Origin of the sequence: Pseudomonas sp. BS3782 TE3695 (assembly GCF_050435305.1) — a bacterium.
Taxonomy (GTDB): domain Bacteria; phylum Pseudomonadota; class Gammaproteobacteria; order Pseudomonadales; family Pseudomonadaceae; genus Aquipseudomonas.
In genome coordinates, this window is sequence record NZ_JBNDKB010000001.1 from 630,371 (window position 1) to 654,558 (window position 24,188).

The window sequence follows — 24,188 nt, forward strand, 5'->3', positions numbered from 1 at the left end:
TTATAGATATAAGAATTGAAATTTAAATACCGTTAGTGAATAACGATATGGCCGTAAAATCAAAAGATCGCAGCCTTCGGCAGCTCCTACAGATGTACGCGAAACCCTGTAGGAGCTGCCGAAGGCTGCGATCTTTTCAGACTCCCCCGCAAAACTACCGCTCGTGCAACGCTTCGGCGCGAGCCCGAATAATCGGCTTGAGCAAATAACTGAGCACAGTCTTCTTGCCGGTAATGATATCCACCGACGCCACCATCCCCGGAATGATCAGCAACGGCTTTTCATCCGTCCCGAGGTGGCTGCGCTCGGTGCGCAGCTTGATGATGTAGTACGTGGTCTTCTTGTCTTCGTCGGTGATGGTGTCGGCACCGATCTGCTCCAGCTTGGCTTTCAGGCCGCCGTAGATGGTGTAGTCGTAGGCCGTGAACTTCACCGTGGCGTCCTGCCCCGGGTGCAGGAACGCGATGTCTTGCGGACGAATCCTGGCTTCTACCAGCAAGGTGTCATCCAGTGGCACGATCTCCACCAGATCGCTGCCCGGCTGGATCACGCCGCCGATGGTGTTGACCAGCAACTTGTTGACGATGCCGCGCACCGGCGATGTCACCAGCGTCCGGCTGACCCGGTCTTCCAAGGCCTTGCCAGTGGCTTGGGCCTTGTTCAGGTCGGTACGTGCTTCGTTGAGTTGGGTCAGGGCTTCACTGCGGAATTTGCCGCGAGTCTCGTCGATCTTGCGCTGCACTTCCTTGATCGCCGATTCGGCGCGTGGAATCGCCAGGGTGGTGGCATCCAGTTGGCCGCGGGTTTCGACCTCGGCACGCTTGAGTCGCAAAACTTCAACCGGCGAGACTGCGCCCTGAGCCACCAACGGCTCGGACATGTTGATTTCCTGACGTTGCAGCGACAACGCGTTGCGATACTGAGACTGTTTGGAGGTGAACTCGCGCAGCTCTTGTTGACGCTGGATCAACTGCTCCTTCAAGCCACCGATTTCATCGTACAGTTGCTGACGACGACTGATGTACAGCGACTCTTCACTGGCGGCCTGAACGGGAACAGCCTTGAGCACATCGGCGGGGAAGTTCAGCGCACGGTCATCGACCTCGGCGCTCAAGCGCTCCACACGCAGCAACATCGACAGCCGATCGGCTTCGGTTTCACCGACGTTGGAGGCAAACCGTGTGTCGTCCAGACGAATCAGCGGCGCGCCGGCTTCGACGATCTGCCCTTCGGTGACGAACAGTTCGGAGACGATGCCGCCCTCGAGGTTCTGGATTTTCTGAATCTTCGACGACGGAATCGCCTTGCCGTCGCCCTTGGTGACTTCATCGACCACCGCGAAGTTGGCCCAAAGCATCAGGAACACGAAGAAGCCGATGATCGCCCAGATCGTCAACCGCACCACGCGCGGGGCGTCTTCGATCAGCGCTTTGTTGACCTCGGGGAGGGGCTGGCCTTGCAGCGATGCGGAGCCTTTGAAGTAACGGCGGATGGAATCCTTGACCCCGGACTTAAGCAACACTGATCTGCCCCTTCTTCAACGCTTCCATCACGGCGGCTTTCGGGCCATCGGCGAGTATCTGCCCACGGTCGATCACCAACAGGCGATCCACCAACGACAACAGCGAAGCCCGGTGCGTCACCAGCACCACGGTCTTGTTCTCAACCACCGCCGCGAGGCGTTGCTTGAGGCGTTCTTCGCCGGTGTTGTCCATGGCGCTGGTGGGTTCGTCCAGCAACAGGATCGGCGGATTGAGCAGCAGCGCTCGGGCCAGGGCGACGTTCTGACGCTGACCACCGGACAGGTTCTGCCCACGCTCACCGACTTGCAGCTCATAACCTTGCGGATGCAGGCGAGCGAACTCGTGGACGCCGGCCAGTTCCGCGGCTTGCAGCACCAATTCGTCTTCGACATAGCGTGCGCCCGACACCAGATTGTCGCGCAAGGTACCGGCGAGCAATTGGATGTCCTGGGGTACGTAGCCGATGTTGTGGCGCAATTCGCTGACGTCGATCTGACGGATATCCACACCATCCACCAGTAGCGCGCCGTCGTCCGGCTGATAGAGGCCCACCAGCAGTTTGGCCAGAGAGCTTTTGCCCGAGCCGCTGCGACCAATGATGCCGATCTTCTCGCCGGGCTTGATGATCAGGTTGATGTTCTTTAGCGCGGGGTTCTGCTGATCCGGGTAAGTGAAGCTCAGCTGACGGCATTCAATGGCGCCTTGCAGGACCTTGCGGCTCAGCGGGCGCTCATCGAAATTGCGCTCCTGGGGCAATTCCATCATCTGATCGACCGAGGTCATGGTCACCCGGGCCTGCTGGTAGCGGGTCAGCAGACCGGACAACGAGGCCAATGGGCTGAGGGCACGACCGCTGAGCATGTAGCAAGCAATCAAGCCGCCCATGCTCAGGTGGCCGTCGATGATCTGGTACACGCCGAAGACGATCATGATCACCCCGGCCAGTTGCTGGATCAGCAAGGTGATGTTCATCGCCAGACCGGACAGCATTTTCACTCGCAGCTCGAGGCGGCTGAGAGTGCCGATGGTCTGCTCCCACTGATACTGGCGTTCGCTTTCGGCGTTATTGACCTTCACCGCATCGAGACCGGCGAGGGTTTCGATCAGGCTCGACTGGCGCTCCGCGCCCAGGGCCATGGTTCGTTCCATGGTCGCCACCAGCGGCTTCTGCAAGGCATAACCGATCAGCAAGGCAATCGGGAACGCCAGCACCGGAATCCACACCAGATGCCCGCCCAGAATCGCGATGACCATGAAGATCAGCAGCGTAAACGGCAGGTCGATGAGGCTGGTGAGGGTCAGCGACGCGAGAAAGTCCCGCAGGCTCTGAAACTCATGGATGTTCTGGGCGAAGCTGCCGACCCGGGCCGGGCGGTATTTCATGGCCATGCCGACGATGCGCTCGAACAGCGTCGCGGAGATGATCAGGTCGGTTTTCTTGCCGGCCAGGTCCAGGCACAGACTGCGCAGGCTCTTGAGGATCAGGTCGAACAGATAAGCGCCCGTGATGCCGATGGCCAGGACCCACAGGGTCGACTCGGCCTGGTTCGGCACCACACGGTCGTAGACATTCATCACGAACAGCGGCGCGGCCATGGCAATGATGTTGATCAGAAAACTGGCGGCGATGGCGTCGGCGTACAGCCAGCGCGAACGCTTGAGGGTGTCCCGAAACCACGAACGCGCGCGCGGGATCAGCGTGCCGTGATTAACGTCGAACTTATGTTGGGGTTGGGCGAAGAAGACTTTGCCGCTGTAATCGTCGGCCAGCAGTTCACGGCTGACGCAGACTTCGCCACCATCGCTTTCGCTCAGCAGCAGGCGGGCCTGGTCTTCACCGTGCCAGCCGAGCAACACCGCGCTGCGACCTTCCTTGAGCAGCAACAGCGCCGGCATGGCAATCGCCGGAATTTGCTCCAGCTTGCGTTGCAGTACCCGCCCTTGCAGCCCGGCGCGAGCGGCCGCGCGGGGCAGCAGTTCGACGCTCAGGCGTTGTTTGGGTAACGGCAGACCGGTGGTCAGCATCGCGGCGCTGGCCGGTTTCTGATGCAAAGTGCAAAGGGCTAGCAGGCCGTCCAGTAACGGATCGTCATGCAGCGCGCGCGGATCATGAATGAGTTGAACTCCACTGACTTCTGATTCCACGCTCGACACTCTTGGCTAACGATTGAAATGGGGGCAGGACTCAATTCATCCCGGGCAGCTGAACCTTGGGCTTCACATCGTTTTGCACAACGGATGCCAACGGTGCGACCACGCCCTGACTTTTGAGCAATTCGCCCATGGTCGCCTTGATTCGGTACTGAGTAAATAACTGAATGTTTTTGATCTCGGCCAACCGACGGGAAGCGCTGAACAGCTCGTTTTCACTGTCGAGCAGGTCGAGCAACGTGCGTTCTCCGAGGCTGAACTGCTTCTGGTACGCGCTACGCACACTGGTGCTGCGATCGACATATTGCTGGGCGATCGGCACTTGGGCGTTAGCGTTGTTCAAGGCATTCCAGGCCAGACCCAGTTCTTCGTTCAACACACGCAGGGCATTGTTGCGAATATCCAGCGCCTGGTTCGACAGGTAGGACTTGGATTCCAGATCAGCCTTGTTGCTGCCACCGGCGAACAAATTGAAGCGCATGCGCAGCATGGCCTGCCATTCGTTGCTGTGACCGTTCTGACCATCAATATCGTTGTCGGCGCTGCGACCCAGTTCGGCATCGAAGCGCGGGTAGAAACTCGATTTGGCGGCTTCGTACTGCTTCTCGGCGGCGGCGATATCGGACTCGGCTGAACGCAGGATCGGGCTGTTTTCCAGCATCTGCGCCCGCGCTTCATTCAGGTTGGCCGGCAACAGCGCCATGAAATCGGCGGGCCGCTCCAGTTGATCGGGCATCTGGCCGACGGCGCTGAGGAAGTTGGTTTCGGCATCAGCCAGGTTGGTCTGTTCAGTGATCAGGTTGTTGCGGGCCTGGGCCATACGCGCGTCAGCCTGATCAAGGTCGGCGCCGCTGCCCACGCCGCGCTGGGTGCGCAACTTGATCTGGTCAAGAATCCGTTCGTGGCTTTTCAGATTGTCTTCGGCCAGACGCACGAATTCGCGACGGGTCAGTACATCGAGATAGACCTGAGCGACGGTCAGCCCGGTACGTTCCGAGGTGCCCAGCAAGGAATAAGCGCGGGAATTAACGGTGGCTTGTTGACGCCCCACTTCACTGGACGTCGCAAAACCGTCAAATACCATCTGTGACAGACGTAAACTTGACTCGCTACGGTTCAACGTTTCCCAGTGGTTGCTGTTGCCGGCGGCGCGGGTGGTGACGCTGTCAGTGCCTTCGCGACCGTAACCACCCAGCAGATCGACCCTTGGCAGGTATCCACCTTTGGCAGCCTTTAACTGATAATCCGCGGCCAATCGGCTGTTAACCCCTGCCTGAATTTCCGGATGGACATCCAGCGCCTGCTGCATGGCCTGGGGGAGGCTTTGCGCCTGAACAAAGCTGGCGGCAAGGGCGAAGGGTAGAACCTTGAACAGGTGCAAACGCATAGTTGGAATTTCCCGGGACTTCTTGTCTTGAATCACTGCAGAACATGGCGCTGCATCGGATGATGGCAACCGGAATGACCGTATGTCGGAAAGTTCAAAATCGGAACTGGATCACACGTTGCAGGACAGGCCGCCGCTTAAATATCAATGTGACATTACTGGGACGATTGTTTAGGATGACACCCGCAAGGTCAATAGTTTGGCATAAAGTTAATTCCGAAAAAATATAGCCAAATTATTGACGATTTACGCGTCAAACTTATGTAGCGAATACCTTGAAAGTACGTCCAGCCCCGATTGGCGATCACGCCGAGCGGTTCATGGAAGTCAACTGAACGTGACACCCGGAGAGTCTTCAATGAGCAGTGTTGTTGCCATCGTCAAAAGCATTGTTGGTCAGGTTTTCGCGGTGTCGCCAGAAGGCATCCGCCGCGTGCTCGTTGAAGGCGACCGGTTGTTGGTCGGCGATCAGGTAGACACCGGTGCCGCCGGCGCCATTACCCTCGAACTGGCTGATGGCCGCACCCTGGACCTGGGCCGCGACACTCAGTGGAGCGGCAGCGATCCGGACTCCAGCACCGACCTTGCGCAAGCCACTGCACAAGCCGCGCCATCGGTTGATCAATTGCAACAAGCCATCGCCGCCGGCGTCGACCCGACCACTGCTCTTGAAGCCACCGCGGCCGGCCCTGCGGCTGCGAGCTCCGGCGGCGCTGCCGGTGGCGGCCACAGCTTCGTGGCCTTGGAGGCAACCGCTGCCCGGGTCGACCCGACTATCGGCTTTCCGACTGAAGGCCTCACCACGGCCGCGTTGGCAACACAAGACACCACCGGCGGCCAGACTGCCGACACCAGCGCCAATGCCCTGCGCGAATCGACCCTGAGCCTGAGCGCCACGCCGACCATCACAGAGGCCGGTGGCGTGTTGGTTTACACCGCGACCCTGACCCAGGCGCCACTGACCGACCTGACCATTACCCTGTCCAACGGCTCGGTGATCGTGATTGCAGCCGGCCAGACCACCGGCACCGTCAACGTTCCGTTGGCACCGAACGACACGGTTTATAACGATCCGACCCAGATCAACGTGACCGTCACCGGCACCACGGGCGGCAGCGGTATCGTGGTCACCCCGCCGACCGTTCCGGCCGTGACCCAGGTCACCGACACCGTCGACACCACCACCGTCACCCTTTCAGCGGGTTCGACCGTCACTGAAGGCGGGCAGATCACCTACACCGCGACGTTGACCAATCCGGCGCAAACGCCGGTCACCGTCACCTTGTCCAACGGTTCGACCATCACCATCGCCCCCGGCAACACCACCGGCAGCGTCAATGTTCCGACGCCGGCCAACGACGTTTTTAACAATGGCAGCAGCGTCAGCACTACGATTACCGGCGTAACGGGCGGCAACTTCGAGAGCCTGGTGCCGAATTCGGCTCCAGCCGTAACGACGATCACCGATTCGATCGACACCACCACCGTCACGCTGACGGCGGGTTCGACCGTCACCGAAGGCGGTCAAATCACTTACACCGCGACCCTGACCAACCCGGCGCAGACGCCAGTCATCGTCACCCTGTCCAACGGTTCGACCATCACCATCGATGCCGGCCAGACCAGCGGCAGCGTGAACGTTCCGACACCGGCCAATGACGTCTACAACAATGGCAGCACCGTCAGCACCACGATCACCGGGACTACCGGTGGCAACTTCGAGAATCTGGTGCCGAACCCGACTCCGGCGGTCACCACCATTACCGACTCGGTCGACGACACTGGCCTGACCCTGTCCGCCACCGGCAGCGTCACTGAAGGCGGCCAGATCACCTACACGGCAACCCTGACCAATGCGGCCGGTACACCAGTGACCGTCACCCTGAGCAACGGTGCCGTCATCACCATCGAAGCGGGTAAAACCACCGGCTCCGTGACCGTCGATGCGCCAAAAGACGACGTCTACAAGGACACCGGTACCGTCGAAGCGACGATCACAGGTACGACCGGCGGCAACTTCGAGAACCTGGTCGCCAGCGATGCACCGGCGGTGACCACGGTCAACGACACCCTCGACACCAGTACCGTTTCACTGACGGCCACATCGAGCGTCGCTGAAGGCGGGACCGTCGTTTATACCGCGTCCGTGACTTCGCCAGTCACCGGCTCGCCAGTGGTTGTCACCCTGTCCAACGGACAGACCATCACCATTGCGGTTGGATCGAGCAGCGGTTCTGTCGACTTCGTTGCGCCAAACGACGCTCTGGCCGGTGGCAGCTCGCTGAGCGTCAAGATCGACGGTGCAACGGGTGGCAACTACGAAAAACTGGAAATCGACGGCAAGTCGGCGGACACCTCGGTGACCGATACTCCAGAAACCACCACCCTCAGTTTGAGTGCAACGGACTCGGTCGCCGAAGGCGGTTCCATCGTTTACACCGCCACCCTGACCAATGCCGCTGGCACTCCGGTCACCGTCACATTGAGCAACGGCGCAATCATCACCATCGCCGCCGGTGCGACTACCGGCAGCGTGACCGTCGATGCGCCAAAGGACGACGTCTACAAAGACGCTGGCACCGTCGAAGCGACCATCAAGGACGCGACCGGCGGCAACTTCGAGAACCTGGTCGCCAGCAATACACCGGCGGTGACCACCGTTAACGACACCCTCGACACGTCGACCGTCAATCTGACGGCGACCTCAAGTGTGGCTGAAGGCGGGACCGTGGTTTACACCGCATCCCTCAGCGCACCGGTCACCGGTTCGCCAGTGGTCATCAGCCTGTCCAACGGCCAGACCATCACCATCCCGGTCGGCTCGAGCAGCGCCAGCGTCAACTTCACCGCGCCGAACGATGCGTTGGCTGGCGGCGGTTCCCTGAGCGTCAAGATTGACGGCGCAACGGGCGGCAATTACGAGAAACTGGACATCGACAGCAAGTCGGTGGACACCTCGGTGACCGACACCGCGGACACCACTAACCTGTCGCTGACCGCGACCGGCGCCGTGGATGAAGGCGGTCAGATCACCTACACGGCAACCCTGACCAATGCAGCCGGCACGCCAGTAACCGTGACCCTGTCGAACGGTGCCGTGATCACCATCGAAGCGGGTAAAACTACCGGCTCCGTGACCGTCGATGCACCAAAAGACGACGTCTACAAAGACGCCGGCACCGTCGAAGCGACCATCAAAGGCGCGACTGGTGGCAACTTCGAGAACCTGGTCGCCAGCGACACCCCAGCGGTGACCACGGTCAACGACACCATCGACACCAGCACCGTTTCGCTGAGTGCCACTTCGACCGTCACTGAAGGCGGCACCGTGGTTTACACGGCGTCTGTAACCTCACCGGTCACCGGCTCGCCAGTGGTCGTCACCCTGTCCAACGGCCAGACCATTACCATTCCGGTTGGATTGAGCAGCGGTTCTGTCGACTTCGTTGCGCCAAATGATGCGCTGGCCGGTGGCGGCTCCTTGAGCGTCAAGATTGACGGCGCAACGGGCGGCAACTACGAGAAGCTGGACGTCGACGGCAAGTCCGCGGACACCTCGGTTACCGATACTGCGGACACCACCAACCTGTCGCTGACTGCGACCGGTGCCGTGGATGAGGGTGGCCAGATCACCTACACGGCAACCCTGACCAATGCGGCCGGTACACCAGTGACCGTCACCCTGAGCAACGGTGCCGTGATCACCATCGAAGCGGGTAAAACCACCGGCTCCGTGACTGTCGATGCACCGAAGGACGATGTCTACAAAGACACCGGCACCCTCGAAGCGACCATCAAAGACGCGACTGGTGGCAATTTCGAGAACCTGGTCGCCAGCGACACCCCGGCGGTGACCACCGTCAATGACACCATCGATGCCAGCATCGTTTCGCTGACTGCCACTTCGAGTATCACTGAAGGCGGGACCGTGGTTTACACCGCGTCCGTGACTTCGCCAGTCACCGGCTCGCCGGTGGTTGTCACCCTGTCCAACGGCCAGATCATCACCATACCGGTCGGCTCGAGCAGCGGCTCTGTCAACTTCGCTGCGCCAAACGATGCCCTCGCTGGCGGAGGCTCTCTGAGCGTCAAGATTGACGGCGCAACGGGCGGTAATTACGAGAAGCTGGACGTCGATGGCAAGTCCGCGGACACCTCGGTTACCGATACTGCGGACACCACCAACCTGTCGCTGACTGCGACCGGTGCCGTGGATGAGGGTGGCCAGATCACCTACACCGCGACCTTGACCAACGCCGCTGGCACGCCAGTGACCGTCACCCTGAGCAACGGTGCCGTGATCACCATCGCCGCCGGCGCCACCAGCGGCTCCGTAACCGTCGATGCGCCGAAAGACGATGTCTACAAAGACGCCGGCACCGTCGAAGTCACCATCAAGGACGCCGCAGGCGGCAACTTTGAAAACCTGACCATCAGCCCAGCGGCTGCAGTTACCGACGTCACCGATACCCTCGACTCTACGACGGTCAACCTGACCGCGACGTCCACCGTTGCCGAAGGCGGCACAGTGGTTTACACCGCGTCCGTCTCCGCCCCGGTCACCGGTTCGCCGGTGGTTGTCACTCTGTCCAACGGCCAGACCATCACCATCCCGGTCGGCTCGAGCAGCGCCAGCGTCAACTTCACCGCACCGAACGATGCTTTGGCCAGCGGTGGTTCGCTGAGCGTCAAGATTGACGATGCCAAGGGCGGTAACTACGAGAAGCTGGAAGTCGATGGCAAGTCGGCGGACACCTCGATCACTGACACGTCGGACACCACAACCCTCAGCCTGAGCGCTACTGACTCGGTCGCTGAAGGCGGCTCCATCGTTTACACCGCGACCTTGACCAATGCCGCTGGCACACCAGTGACCGTCACCCTGAGCAACGGTGCCGTGATCACCATCGCTGCCGGCGCCACCAGCGGTTCCGTGACCGTCGATGCGCCGAAAGATGATGTCTACAAAGACGCCGGCCAAGTTGAAGTCACCATCAAGGACGCCGCAGGCGGCAACTTCGAAAACCTGGCGACCAACCCGGCGGCTGCGGTTACCGAGGTGACCGACACCCTCGACACCTCGACCGTAAGCCTCACTGCGACCAGCACTGTGGCTGAAGGCGGCATCGTGGTTTACACCGCGTCCGTCAGCGCACCGGTCACCGGTTCGCCAGTGGTTGTCACCCTGTCCAACGGCCAGACCATCACCATTCCGGTCGGCTCGAGCAGCGGTTCTGTCCACTTCGTTGCGCCAAACGATGCCCTGACCGGTGGCACCTCCCTGAGCGTCAAGATCGACGAGGCCAAGGGCGGCAACTACGAGAAACTGGACGTCGACGGCAAATCAGCCGATACCTCAGTGACCGATACTGCGGACACCACCAACCTGTCGCTGACCGCGACCGGCACCGTGGATGAGGGTGGCCAGATCACCTACACGGCAACCCTGACCAATGCAGCCGGCACACCAGTAACCGTGACGCTGAGCAACGGCGCCGTGATTACCATCGAAGCGGGTAAAACCACCGGCTCCGTGACCGTCGATGCGCCGAAGGACGACGTCTACAAGGACGCCGGCACCGTCGAAGCGACCATCACAGGTACGACCGGCGGCAACTTCGAGAAGCTGGTTACCAGCGATACGCCGGCGGTGACCACCGTCAATGACACCATCGACACCAGCACCGTTTCGCTGAGTGCCACTTCGAGCGTCGCCGAAGGCGGCACCGTGGTTTACACCGCGTCGGTCTCTGCTCCGGTGACCGGTTCACCGGTGGTTGTCACCCTGTCCAACGGTCAGATCATCACCATCCCGGTCGGCTCGAGCAGCGCCAGCGTGAATTTCACTGCGCCGAACGATGCTTTGGCCGGCGGTGGTTCACTGAGCATCAAGATTGACGATGCGAAGGGTGGTAACTACGAGAAGCTGGACGTCGACGGCAAGTCGGCAGACACCTCGATCACTGACACGTCGGACACCACAACCCTCAGCCTGAGCGCTACTGACTCGGTCGCTGAAGGCGGCTCCATCGTTTACACCGCGACCTTGACCAATGCCGCTGGCACACCAGTGACCGTCACCCTGAGCAACGGTGCCGTGATCACCATCGCTGCCGGCGCCACCAGCGGTTCCGTGACCGTCGATGCGCCGAAAGATGATGTCTACAAAGACGCCGGCCAAGTTGAAGTCACCATCAAGGATGCCGCGGGCGGAAACTTCGAAAACCTGGCGACCAATCCGGCAGCGGCGGTTACCGAGGTGACTGACACCATCGATACTTCGACCGTGAACCTCACTGCAACCAGCACTGTGGCTGAAGGCGGCACCGTGGTTTACACCGCGTCGGTCTCTGCTCCGGTGACCGGTTCGCCGGTGGTTGTCACCCTGTCCAACGGCCAGACCATCACCATCCCGGTCGGGTCGAGCAGCGCCAGCGTCAACTTCACCGCGCCGAACGATGCCTTGGCCGGTGGTGGTTCGCTGAGCGTCAAGATTGACGATGCGAAGGGCGGTAACTACGAGAAGCTGGAAGTCGATGGCAAGTCGGCGGATACCTTGGTGACCGATACCGCGGATACCACCACCCTCAGCTTGAGCGCGACGGACTCCGTGGCTGAAGGCGGTTCGATCGTTTATACCGCGACCTTGACCAATGCCGCCGGCGCTCCGGTCACCGTCACATTGAGCAACGGCGCGATCATCACCATCGCCGCCGGTGCGACTACCGGCAGCGTGACCGTCGATGCGCCGAAGGACGACGTCTACAAAGACGCCGGCCAAGTCGAAGTGACCATCAAAGATGCCGCAGGCGGCAACTTCGAAAATCTGGCGACCAACCCGGCGGCTGCGGTTACCGAGGTGACCGACACCCTCGACACCTCGACCATAAACCTCACTGCAACCAGCACTGTGGCTGAAGGCGGTACCGTGGTTTACACCGCGTCCGTAACTTCGCCTGTCACCGGTTCGCCAGTGGTCGTCACTCTGTCCAACGGCCAGACCATCACCATTCCTGTCGGGTGGAGCAGCGGCTCTGTCCACTTCGTTGCGCCAAACGATGCGCTGGCTGGCGGCACCTCCCTGAGCGTCAAGATCGACAACGCCAAAGGCGGCAACTACGAGAAACTGGAAGTCGACGGCAAGTCGGCGGACACCTCGGTGACTGATACCCAGGACACCACCAACCTGTCGCTGACCGCGACTGGGACCGTGGATGAGGGCGGCCAGATCACCTACACCGCGACCCTGACCAACGCCGCCGGGACTCCGGTCACCGTCACGCTCAGCAACGGCGCCGTGATCACCATCGAAGCAGGTAAAACCACCGGCTCCGTGACCGTCGATGCACCAAAAGACGACGTCTACAAAGATGCCAGCACCGTCGAAGCAACCATCAAAGACGCGACCGGTGGCAACTTCGAGAACCTGGTGCCAAGCACTGCCCCAGCCGTAACCAGCATCACCGACACCCTCGACACCTCGACCGTTACCCTGAACGCCACCGCTTCGGCAACTGAAGGCGGCACCGTCACTTACACCGCGACTGTCGGTGCACCCGTGACGGGCAGCCCGGTCACCGTGTCCCTGGCCAACGGTCAGACGATCACCATCGACGTCGGTAAAACCACCGGTACCGTGTCCACCGCCGTACCGAACGACGCATTGGCCGGCCATGCTCCGCTGACCAACTCGATCACCAGCGTCAGCGGCGGCAACTACGAGAACCTGATAGCGGATAAAACGCCGGTCAGCACCACCGTGACCGACATCGTCGACACCACCAACCTCAGCCTGAGCGCGACCAACTCGGTCGCCGAAGGTAGCCAGATCACTTACACCGCGACCCTGAGCAACGCCGCCGGCACTCCGGTGACCGTGACGTTGAGCAATGGCGCCGTGATCACCATCGACGCCGGCAAAACCACTGGCACCGTGACTGTCGATGCGCCGAAGGATGACGTCTACAACGACGCCGGCACCGTCGAAGCAACCATCACTGGCGCCACCGGCGGCAACTTCGAAAACCTGGTTACCAGCAACACCGCTGCGGTCACGACTGTCACCGACACGATCGACAAAACTGAAGTCAGCATCAGTGGCAGCACCTCGGTGACCGAAGGCCAGAGCGCCAGCTACACCGTCAGCCTGACGCACCCGGCGCAGACCGAAGTGACCCTGAAAATCGTCTACAGCGGCACCGCCGCCGATGGTTCGGACTTCACCGGCGTGTACACCGTGAAAATCCCGGCGGGCGCCAGCAGCGCGAGCTTCAACGTCGCGACGCTGGACGACAAGCTCACCGAAGGCACCGAAAACTTCGTAGTCAAGATCGACTCGGCCACCGGGGGCAACTTCGAAAATCTCGCGGTCAGCACCACCAACGGCAGTGTCAGCACTTCGATCATCGACAACGATGCCGCGCCGGTCCTCGACCTGGATACCAACAACTCCAGCGGCGCCACCGGGGCCAACTACAACGTGACCTTCACCGAAGGCACCACCGGCCAGGGCGTGTCGATCGGCGATACCGACCTGAGCATCACCGACCCGGACAGCACGATGCTGACCGGCGCGACCATCGTGCTGACCAACCGTCAGCCGGGCGATGCGCTGAACCTGGGCAACAGCGTCAATGGCATCAGCATCAACGCCAACAGCCAGGACGGCACGGTCACCCTGACCCTGTCGGGCAACGCGACGCTGGCCGATTACATGCAGCAGATCAAAAACATCAGCTTCACCAACAGCAGTGAAGATCCGAGCACCGTGCCACGGATCATCACCGTGACGGTGACCGATGGCAGCAACTACTCCAACACCGCGACCACCACCGTCAACGTGGTGGCCGTGAACGACGCGCCGACCGCTGCACCGGTTAACGTCACCGGCACCGAAGACACCCCGCTGATCCTCGGCTGGTCGACCTTCGGCGTCAGCGATGTCGACAGCGCAACCGCCAACCTGGGGGTGAAAATCACTCAGCTGCCGGGCGACGGCAAGTTGCAGTACCTGGACGGTGCGACCTGGAAAGACGTCGCGACCAACCAGACCTTCAGCAAGGCCGATATCGACGCCGGCAAGTTGCGCTTCACGCCAGATGCCAACGAATCGGGTATCGATGTTTACGGTGGCAGCGGCGTGGGCAACAAACAGGCGGACTACGCGCAGATCAAGTTCCAGCCAACCGACGGTCAACTGCTGGGCAGCACCGGCACGGTGAAAATCGACATCACGCCGGTTGCCGACGCGCCGTCCCTGAGCGTCGCGGACAACAGCGTAAAATCTACCGGGCTGATCAAGGAAGTCTGGACCGGCCTGTCGGGCCTGGGCACCGATGGTAGCGGCGCGTCTTCCAGCACGCTGAAATCAGTGATCGACGGCGCGGGTACACCGAACTCCAGCGGCACCGTGACCAATGTGCAGTCCAACGGCAGCGTCACGGCGGGCACCGCCTCGAAAACCTCTGGCCTGATTTACCTCGAAGCCGGCAAGACCTACACCTTCAGCGGTACCGGTGACGACAGCCTGTTGGTGACCATCGGCGGTAAAAACGTGGCCGCAATCACTTGGGGCGCGGGCGGTAACCTGAACGGTTCGTTCATCCCGACCACCAGCGGTTATTACACCCTGGACATCTACCACCACAACCAGAGCGGCCCGGGCAGCTATGACGTCAACCTGTCGGTCAACGGCGGTGCGGCGGTCGACTTGAGCAGTGCCGGCGTGCCGCTGTACACCGGCGTGGCGGATCTGGCCGCTTCTGGCGTGACGGTTTCCGACCTGCACGGCACCAATGGCGAGGGCTACTACGACGGCTACAAACTCAACGAAGGCGCCGAAGGCACCAGCGTTCATCTGTCCGCGATCAAAACGGCACTGACCGATACCGACGGCTCTGAAAGCCTGAGCGTGAAGATCAGCGGCATCCCGGCGGGCTCGGTGCTCACCGATGGCGCGGGCCATACCTTCACTGCCAGCGCCACCTCCGGTGAAGCCGACGTCACTGGCTGGAACCTCGGCACGCTGACCGTTACTCCGCCGCCGTACTACAACGGCCAGTTCACCCTGACCGTGACATCGACCTCCACCGAAGCCCATGGCGGTTCGGCACCGAGTACCGCGCAAATCCCGGTCACGGTGTACCCGTCGGTCTATAACGCGGTGACTGCCACTGCCGCCGACGACACCATTACCGGTACCGACGGCAACGACATCATGGTCGCCGACATCGGCGGGCTGACGGTGGTGCCGGGCACCAACTACAACATCGCCTTCATGGTCGACAGCTCGGGCAGCATGAGCCCTTCTTCGATCAGCGCCGCCAAGGATTCGTTGACTGCGGTATTCAACACCCTCAAGCAAAGCATGGGCGGCAACTCCGGGACGGTGAACATCTTCCTGGCGGACTTCGATAATCAGGTCAACAAATCGGTGTCGGTGAACCTGAATGATCCGAACGCCCTGACCTTGCTCAAATCCGTGCTGGACTCGATGTCGTCCGGCGGCGGCACCAACTACGAGGACGTGTTCAAAACCACGGCTAACTGGTTCAAGAGTGCCGATGCGATGGCCAACACCGGTGCGAAAAACCTCACCTACTTCATCACTGATGGCAAGCCGACTTACTACCAGAGTGGCGAACAAATCAACCCGACCTTGTTCGGCAATGTGAGGCTCGATGACGTCATCACTACCACCAATTACAAATTGGGGCAGACTTATTCCATTGACCTGGACAGCACTCACTCCCTGACCATCGACAGCGCTGGCAACGTCACGCTGCTGACTCAGAATAAAAAGGGCAACTGGCACAGTTCTGACCTGGGCACCCTCCATGCCGAGGGTAACGGCACGTACGAACTGTCCTATCGCGATGGCACCGGCAGCTACACCGATTCAACCGCCATCGACAATTCCACCAGCAGTTTCACATTGCTGAGTAACGTGTCGACGGTGGAGGCCATCGGCCTGAACAAGGACGTCACCCTCGGCGATCTCAAGCCGTACGATTCGGATCAAACGCCACAAACCAACATCGACCCGAAAGACCTGGCCAACTCGATCATTGGCCATACCGAATCGACAATGCCGGGCGCCGATACGGTCAACGGCGGTGACGGCAACGACCTTCTGTTCGGCGATCTGGTGAGCTTCAACGGCATTGCCGGCGAGGGTTATCAGGCCATGCAGGCGTTCGTGGCCCAGCAAACCGGCGTCGACGCCAGCCAAGTCACCACCAGCAACGTGCACCAGTACATCACCGAGCATTACACCGAGTTCGACGTCTCTGGCACTCATGATGGTAACGACACGCTGCTGGGTGGCGCGGGCAATGACATTCTCTTCGGCCAGGGTGGCAATGACCTCCTCGACGGCGGCAAGGGCAATGACATTCTGCTGGGTGGCAGCGGTAATGACTCGTTGGTCGGTGGTCAAGGCAACGACATTCTGATTGGCGGTTCGGGTGCCGACACCTTCATCTGGAAGGCCGGAGACACCGGCAGCGACGTGATCAAGGACTTCAAGGCCAGCGAAGGCGACCGCATCGACCTGCGTGATCTGTTGCAGGGCGAAACCGGCAGCACCATTGATAACTTTCTGAAAATCACCACGGTGGATGGTGTGTCGTCCCTGCAAATCAGTTCTGGCGGCAAGTTCAACGGCGCCGATGCCGCAGCGGCCGCCCCGGACGTAACGATCAAACTGGAAGGCAACAATTGGTCCAGCGCCAGCATCAACTCGTTGATCGCCGGCAGTGACCCGACCATCAAGGTCGATCACAACAACAGCTGATCCACAAGCTGACGGCCGCCCAGACCGGGCGGCCGTCACGTTTGCGTCCATCTCACGGGTGACGATTTCGTCGTCGCACCGCATACTCGCCTGCGTTGGCCTATGCTGCTGACAGCACGACGCTGGTCCATTTCCGAGGGATGCTCAATGTTTTACGTGCAACGCGATGCGCAAGGTCAGTTAGTGCGCGTGGAAGCCACGGCCTACGCCGAGGCCACGGAAACGCTGCCGGCCGATCACCATGAAATCCAGGCCTGGTTTGCCCACGAAGTGGTTGAAACCAGCCTCAAGCAGCTCAAGCAGAGCGACCTGGAAATGATCCGGGTACTCGACGACTTGATTCAGGTGCTGACCCAAAAAGGTGTGATCCGCGTTACTGACCTGCCCCCGGCCGCGCAGGCCAAGCTGATGGACCGGACCCAGGCCCGTGAAGCGTTGGGCGGGTTGAGCCAGTTGATCGATGATGATGAGACGGGGTTGATCTAACGCCCCTTCATCGGCGCCTGCACTGGCGCCTTCGCGAGCAAGCCCGCTCCCACATGAGTTCTGTGTTGATCGCATGATTGCGGTTCGACATAAATCCAGTGTGGGAGCGGGCTTGCTCGCGAAGGCGGTCTTCAACTCACCACCATTCCAACCTGCTAAACCTCGGCCCGAGCCTGCAGCTGCGGCGATTCAAGATGATCCAGCGCCCGTTCCACCAACAATTGCACGCCATCGGCCAAACGGCTGAGCGCCAAGGCGACTGAACGCCGTGAGCCTTCCACATCATCCGCCAGGTCGGCGGCGATAGCGCTGATGGACAGTAAGTCTTCGGAGGCGTTGGCCAGAAGGGCTTCGGTGTCGATGTCGGGGGAGACGGTGAAGAGGCGGCCTTTGCGGGGCTCAGGCGGATTGGGAGTTACTTTGAACATAAGAAATACCCTAAACAGTAAGTTGGGGCCGTCACCGTTCGCTTGCACGCGAATAGGGTGGCGGCCGTGCGCAGGTGTGCAAGACCGGGACTGTTTAGGACACCCAGCAGATCCGAGGATCTCCTGCGCGCAGCCGCCATAAAGCAGTGAACATCAAAATGCTCATTGAGAGGAATGGCAGCACGCTACCTAAACAGTTTGGTCGGACTTGCACGTCCGTGTCACCGATTATTCAGTGACAAAGCCAGACTAGTCTTGGACTTTGGCCAAAACAAGTTCATCAAAGCCTCTACAACTTGAAGGAAATCTCCTAGGAATTTGCTATCAGATCTTTACCGGTGTTTGTGCTGACGCCTTCGCGAGCAAGCCCGCTCCCACAGTGGATCGGGGCTGACCGCAGGATTGTGGCATGACACAAGTCCAATGTGGGAGCGGGCTTGCTCGCGAAGACGGACTGACTAACACCTCTGCACCAAAACCCTACTGCCAAGGCTTCGGCTCACCAAACAACTGCCCCTGAACCCCATACAACCCCATCTCACGAATCACCGCCAACTCCCCTTCGGTCTCGACCCGCTCGGCAATCAGCGGCAAATCAATGCTGTGCGCTGCCCGCTGAATCGCCTCGATGAACAGACGCTTGTCACTCTCCTGATCAATCGCCCGGATGTAACTGCCGTCGATCTTCAGATACGCCAACCCCAGCCGCGCCAGATTGCCGATCATGCTGAAACGTCCACCAAAACGCTGCAGGCTCAACGAGAACCCAAGTTCGCGCAGACGCCGCGTCAGCTGTTCCAGCACTGCTTGCTCGGGCAATTGTTCTTCGCCGATTTCCAGGGTCAGTCGTTCCCCGAGATTCGAATGCTGACGCAGGATCTCGAACACTTTGTTCAGCGCCTGCGGATCCGCCAGTGTCGCCGAAGACAGGTTCAGCGCCAGTGACTCTTCATGCTCGGCCATTTGCTCAAGCACCAGTTCCAGCATCAAACGGTCGAGCCGTGCGGTCCAGCCGAAACGCTCGAGCCACGGCAGGAAACGCCCGGCGGGAATGGTCTGGCCTTGCTCGTCGAGCAGACGAGAGAGCACTTTGTAATGCAGCACCACCTGCGTGTCGTGGCTGGCCACCACCGGCTGGAAGTACAGCTCGAAACGCTGCTGATCCAACGCCTGATCGAGCAAGGTGTGCCAGCCATGATGATCGTCGCCGCCCCGGGCCGATTCACTGTGATCGAGGCAAGCCCAGCTCGGTTCGCCCTGACTTTCCGCCTGAGCCAATGCCTGATCGGCCAACCCGATCACCGCTTGCGGCGAGTCGCCATGGGCAAACGGCGCCAGCCCGATCGAGGCTACCGACGCCACGTCCGTGGCGCCCGTCGCATGCAGGCTCGCCAGAGCACTCTCGAGGTTACTCGCCAGTTGCAGCGCTTCTTCGCGCACCAACCCCGGCGCCAGCACGGCGAATTCACCGCCACGAATGCGCGTGACGAGGTTCTGGGTTTCCGGGTACCTGGCGCACTCACGGGACAACTGCTCGCCCACCGCTTTCAACAATTCATCGGTGCGCTGACCGCCCAGCCGCTGGTTCAAACCAGCCAGGTCCTTGACCCGCAACAGCAGCAAATAGCCGGAACTGGCCTGCTCCGGATTACTCACTCGCGCATTCAATTGCATTTCGAAATAGCGCCGGTTGGCCAAGCCGGTCAGGTTGTCCTGATAGGATTCGGCCCGCAGTTTTTCACTGCGTTCGGCCTGCTCCTGGAACAGCGCCTTGAGCTTCTCGACCATCTGGTTCATGGCTTGCACCACCCGCCGCAGTTCCGGGGTGCGCGGCAGTTCCGGCAGGCTGAGGAATTCGCGGCGAGCAATAGCGTGGGATTGCTTGACCATGTAATCGAGCGGCTTCAGTTGCCGGCGCAGCAACAGCGCGCCCAACACCGCGCTCACCGCGCCACAGATCAGCAGCCAGCCAAGGCTGCCCAACGCGCTCTGCCACAACTTGGCCAACGCGAACATCGGATGGCTGACCACCTCGACCCGCGCGGCCTGCTCCCAGCCACGGCTGACCAGCGCGTCGCCACCGGCCGGCTCCAGGCCAATCAGCTTGACGAACCAGTCCGGCACGTTGGTGACCGCCGGGATGCCGCTGCGCTCGACAATTGTCTTGTCATTGGTCAGATCGACCACACGGATGTTCGCGTAATAACCGCTGTCGAAGATCGAACTGACCAGCAGCTCGACCATCGCCGGGTCATCGATGTTTGGCGTCAGGGACAGCGCCAACGCCGTGGCTGCGTCCTGGGCATGGGAGCGCAACTGATTGACGTACTGGGTACGCGAGCTTTCCAGACTGACCATGAAGCTGCCAGTGAAGGCGAGCACCAGGAACAGACAGATAGCGATCAACAGCTGTTTGAACAAAGACATCTGAGCGCGTGCTCCTAGTTAATCGTCTCGACCGGAAAACCTTCGGCCTGCATTTTCTTCAACACATCCTGCCAACGGGACAGGCGTTTGGTGTCTCCGACCTTTTTGTTGCCCTTGGCACCCGGCAACCACAACCCTTGGGCATTGAAAGAGTAGACCGGCAGCAAATCGGTTCGCTGGCTGGCGGGCTTGATCGCGTCGATCAGGCTGTCGAGCACCAAAGGCATGGCCTCCGGGCTCGAATAGTAGGTCAGGACCATGTGCGCGCGGTTCAGTCGCAAAGCCTTGACGTAGGTGATGCGCAGCTTGTCACTGGAGACACCGAGATGGCGCAGGCTGAAATACTTGGCGATAGCGTAGTCTTCGCAGTCGCCGGCGCCTTTCCATAAGCCTTCGATCGGCGTTTCCCAGTAATCGACCTCGTGCCACAGGTCGATGTCTTCTTCGTAGCGCATTTGCCTGTTGAAGAACCGGTTGACCACGTTGAGCTGTTCCAGCTCGCCAATCTGCTTCTGCGTGGCCAGCAATTGCTGCCAGGCATCGATGCGCTGCTGCCCTTCACCCAAAGGCCCGTACACTGCCTGCGCGCGGCGGCTGATCAGCGAAAAATCCCAGTCGGCATGCAGCCCGCCCAGCATGACGCCGGCCAGCAACAGCGCGCAGCCTGGCCAGCGCAAAGTCCGAGGGATCGCGAAACGTACCGCCAATGCGAGGCATCCAGGGTAGACAGGTGGAAGTCGGTTGATGGTGCAGGTTAGCCCGGTAAAAGACAATGGCACGGTGAGATCACTGTCGGCACGCTAGACTTTAAGGTAATGCGATCTTTTGCCCGTTTGACAACCTGCCAGCCAGTCACTAGGGTCCATTTGGATCCAGAATTTATCAGCCAAACAGGGTGCGTTTGTTGTGACACAGAAGCCTAGCCTTCTCAGCAGTATCAAGGTCAACGGGCCGATTCCCGCTCATCTGGCACGCTCGGTGATCGAGGAAACCCTGCGCGCAGCCATCCTGGACGGACGCTTGCCTCGGGGCACTGCCCTGCGCCAGCAGGAACTGGCGGACCTGTTCGGCGTAAGCCGTATGCCGGTGCGCGAGGCATTGCGCCAGCTGGAGGCGCAGTCACTGCTTAATGTGATCCCGCACAAAGGCGCCGTGGTGGCCCCGCTGATCGACGACGATGCGGTCGAGACCTACGCCTTGCGCTCGGTGCTGGAGTCATTCGCTTTGCGCCTGTCCATTCCGCTGCTCGATGACAGCGACCTGGCGCGGTCAGCCCAATATATCGAGCAACTGGAAGCGCAAACCGATTACGCCGAGATCGGCAAGCTCAATCGGCTGTTTCACATGTCGCTTTACCACAAGGCACCTAACCGCAAGCTTCTGGGCCTGATCGAACGCGAGCTCAATGAAGAAGAGCGCTTCCTGCGCTTTCATCTGTCGTCCATGGGGCTGGGTAAACTTACCCAAGACGACCATCGCGCACTGCTCGAGGCCGCGAGGGCCAAAGACATCGATAAAGCGGTTGCGTTGCTGGAGCAGCATCTGGAAAAAGCCTCCGCCACCATGCGGCGGTATCTGGAACAGACGAAACGTTGACCGCTCGCCGGCGACCTGGCCGGCGTATCACTTCCTTACACATCCCTCCTCTCCATCTCCGCTCTTGCCTGGCGCGGCGAAGCCGTGTGCGCGACCGGTCGCCGCCATCAGTTCAATGGCACTGTCCTTGATTTAGGCTCACTCTTGCGTCTATCGATTCAAACAGACCAAAGAAGTCAGCGCCTGACAGAAAAACCAGGCGAATCGAAGCCAATACGCAAGGAGCGGCGCCAACAGGCGGGATAATCGGCAGTCCGACCGATGTCCCGCCCATAAAACATCACATCTTGATTTCCCTGTTCTCTGAAGTGCTCTGAGTGAGGCATTCACTCAATCTATTCAATTCTGATGAATACAAATCGGAAGGAGCCACTTCGCCCAAATAAAACTTACATGAAAAGTTTTACAAGGCCACTTCACGCCCAATAAAAGTCCAACTTTAAATAATTAAAATATTGCTTGCCGCCTACTTGTTTCATGTATTAATTTTTTCTTCGTCGAGCCGTCATCGACCGCTTCTGCTTTTCGGAAAAGGCCCAGCAGGCAAGACCTTCAGGCCGACACCGGCCTTCAGAGCGAACATTTAAACAACTTTTGTATTTCATGGATTTCGGTTCAAGCGCCTGCTCGTCTTTTATAAAAAAACGGGTGACTTTGCCGACAAACAACATTGATGAGGACGTTCATATGCAGCCCACCAAAGAACAACTTTTTCTGAAAAAACACGAACTTGGTCAACACCCTGTTTTTTCCGAAATAACATCAATCAACTTATTGCGCCGCTTTATGGAAAGCCATGTTTTCGCGGTGTGGGATTTCATGTCGCTGACCAAACGGCTGCAACGTGAACTCACGTGTGTCCATCTGCCCTGGCTGCCGCCGGCGGACCCACAGGCTGCACGCCTGATCAACGAAATCGTGCTGGGCGAAGAATCGGATGACCGTCCCGGGGCGGGGTATTGCAGCCATTTCGAACTGTATCTGGACGCCATGCGAGAGGTCGGCGCGGACACCCGGGCCATTGAGCGATTCATCGCGTTGCAACAGGAGGGCGTTAGCCCCGAGACCGCGCTGGACAGTGTCGAGGTTGAACCGGCGGCGGCCCGGTTCGTTCGCCAGACCCTGCACACCGCCCTGCACGCCCCGGCCCACAGTGTGGCTGCCGCGTTCGTGCATGGTCGCGAGAGCGTCATTCCGCAGATGTTCCAGCGCATGCTGGATGCCTGGGGCATTGGCCTGGATCAGGCCCCGACGTTTCGTTACTACCTGCAACGGCACATCGAAGTCGATTCCGAAGACCACGGCCCGGCGGCGGAAAAACTGCTGGCACGGCTGATCGATGGCGACCCGCAGCGCGAAACCGAAGTTCTGGCCGCCGCGCTCGCCGCTGTCCAAAGCCGCGCCGCCCTGTGGGACGGCCTGCGCCAGAGCATGACCCAACCGGTTGCGCAGGTGACGCCATGAACGCCGTCCACTACCAATCCTTCGCTGACGCCTGGGAAAGCCGCGCCACGATCCGCACCCGGCCACGGCGCCGGCTCGAAGACGACGACAAACTGATCTTCCCCATGAGCCGCCAACCCCTGGTCCATAGCCAGACCTTTCTCAGCCACTGCCCGCAGCTGCGCGACTTTGTGCTGGTGCAGAGCCTCTACAAGTTCATCAACGACGTGGTGATTTTCGAGACCGAGCTGGTGGACAACACCGCCCGCCGCATCGCCAAGAACAGTTTCGGCATCGAGTTCCCGTTCGCCTGCCGCTACGACGCGATGACGGTCGTGGTGGACGAGGATTACCACGCCCTGGTGGCGATGGATTTCATGCAGCAGACCATCGACATGACCGGCATCGCACCGATCCCGTTGCCCATGCAGATCGAACTCAGCCGCGCGATACCGGCGACGCTGGCCCAGGCACCGGAGCACCTGCTCAGCGCCGTAGAGCTGATCTGCATCGCCATTGCCGAAAACACCGTGACCAACGAAGTGGCGGCCTTCGCCCGGGACGATTCGGTCAAGGTTTCGATCAAAGGATTGATGGCCGACCACCTTATGGACGAGGGGCGTCACGCCGGTTTCTGGACGCGGCTGGTGCAGATTTACTGGAGCACCGCCTCCGAAGAAGACCGCCATGCGATAGCGCAATTGATGCCGGGTTTCATCGCCCGGTATCTGGCGAGCGATCTGCAGCAGGCGTTCGATTTCGAGCTGATCGCTCACCTGCCCATCGACGAATCGGTGCGCCAGTCGCTGCGTGAAGACGCCAGTGCGCTGGTCTACCCCATCAACCGATTTCATCCGCTGGTGGGCAACATCACGCGCTTCTTTCGCAGCAGTTCGATGCTCGCCTCCTCCTGCGTGCGCGATGCCCTGGCCGATTACCTGACCCCTTGAGGA

At 60.3% G+C, this 24,188-nt stretch carries 11 protein-coding genes; 5 read left to right on the plus strand and 6 right to left on the minus strand.

Annotation, left to right across the window (positions count from 1 at the left end):
• Window positions 1-154: 154 nt before the first annotated feature.
• The 3 genes from ABH909_RS02830 to ABH909_RS02840 are packed head-to-tail and all read right to left on the minus strand — an operon-like array spanning window position 155 to window position 5,061.
• Window positions 155-1,522 (minus strand): HlyD family type I secretion periplasmic adaptor subunit, encoded by a 1,368-nt coding sequence (locus ABH909_RS02830; RefSeq protein WP_429430350.1) that lies wholly within the window; start codon window positions 1,520-1,522, stop codon window positions 155-157.
• A complete protein-coding gene (locus ABH909_RS02835; protein WP_429430352.1) occupies window positions 1,512-3,668 on the minus strand; it encodes a type I secretion system permease/ATPase in 2,157 nt (718 codons plus the stop codon). The genes ABH909_RS02830 and ABH909_RS02835 overlap by 11 nt, the downstream gene beginning before the upstream one ends.
• A 40-nt stretch (window positions 3,669-3,708) precedes the next feature.
• On the minus strand, window positions 3,709-5,061 hold the full coding sequence (locus ABH909_RS02840) for a TolC family outer membrane protein (RefSeq protein ID WP_429430354.1): 1,353 nt from the start codon (window positions 5,059-5,061) through the stop codon (window positions 3,709-3,711).
• Between the two features lie 358 nt (window positions 5,062-5,419).
• Here ABH909_RS02840 and ABH909_RS02845 point away from each other — a divergent pair, with 358 nt between their 5' ends.
• Entirely contained in the window at window positions 5,420-16,855 is an 11,436-nt protein-coding gene (locus tag ABH909_RS02845) for a retention module-containing protein (RefSeq protein ID WP_429430356.1), read from the plus strand.
• A gap of 147 nt (window positions 16,856-17,002) precedes the next feature.
• Window positions 17,003-17,341, plus strand: a complete 339-nt coding sequence (locus ABH909_RS02850) for a hypothetical protein (protein WP_018930300.1) — start codon at window positions 17,003-17,005, stop codon at window positions 17,339-17,341.
• A 155-nt stretch (window positions 17,342-17,496) separates the two neighbouring features.
• On the opposite strand, the gene ABH909_RS02855 is transcribed toward ABH909_RS02850, so the two are convergent.
• The 3 genes from ABH909_RS02855 to lapG all read right to left on the minus strand — a co-directional run bounded on the left by ABH909_RS02855 (window position 17,497) and on the right by lapG (window position 20,903).
• Window positions 17,497-17,769 carry a DUF6124 family protein gene (locus tag ABH909_RS02855; protein ID WP_427624153.1) on the minus strand — a complete coding sequence of 91 codons (273 nt, stop codon included), beginning with the start codon at window positions 17,767-17,769 and terminating at the stop codon, window positions 17,497-17,499.
• Window positions 17,770-18,249: 480 nt separating this feature from the next.
• A complete protein-coding gene (gene lapD, locus ABH909_RS02860) occupies window positions 18,250-20,196 on the minus strand; it encodes a cyclic di-GMP receptor LapD (RefSeq protein ID WP_429430358.1) in 1,947 nt (648 codons plus the stop codon).
• A 14-nt stretch (window positions 20,197-20,210) separates the two neighbouring features.
• Window positions 20,211-20,903: a cysteine protease LapG gene (gene lapG, locus ABH909_RS02865; protein ID WP_429430360.1), complete on the minus strand. Its 693-nt coding sequence runs from the start codon at window positions 20,901-20,903 to the stop codon at window positions 20,211-20,213.
• 199 nt (window positions 20,904-21,102) lie between these two features.
• Between lapG and ABH909_RS02870 the strand changes: the two genes are divergently transcribed.
• The 3 genes from ABH909_RS02870 (at window position 21,103) to ABH909_RS02880 (ending at window position 24,185) form a co-directional block, all read left to right on the plus strand.
• Window positions 21,103-21,792, plus strand: coding sequence for a GntR family transcriptional regulator (locus ABH909_RS02870; protein WP_429430362.1), 690 nt, complete (start codon window positions 21,103-21,105; stop codon window positions 21,790-21,792).
• A 687-nt stretch (window positions 21,793-22,479) separates the two neighbouring features.
• On the plus strand, window positions 22,480-23,256 hold the full coding sequence (locus ABH909_RS02875) for a DUF3050 domain-containing protein (protein WP_429430364.1): 777 nt from the start codon (window positions 22,480-22,482) through the stop codon (window positions 23,254-23,256).
• Window positions 23,253-24,185, plus strand: coding sequence for a diiron oxygenase (locus tag ABH909_RS02880; protein WP_429430366.1), 933 nt, complete (start codon window positions 23,253-23,255; stop codon window positions 24,183-24,185). Before ABH909_RS02875 ends, ABH909_RS02880 begins: the two co-directional genes overlap by 4 nt.
• Window positions 24,186-24,188: the final 3 nt, after the last annotated feature.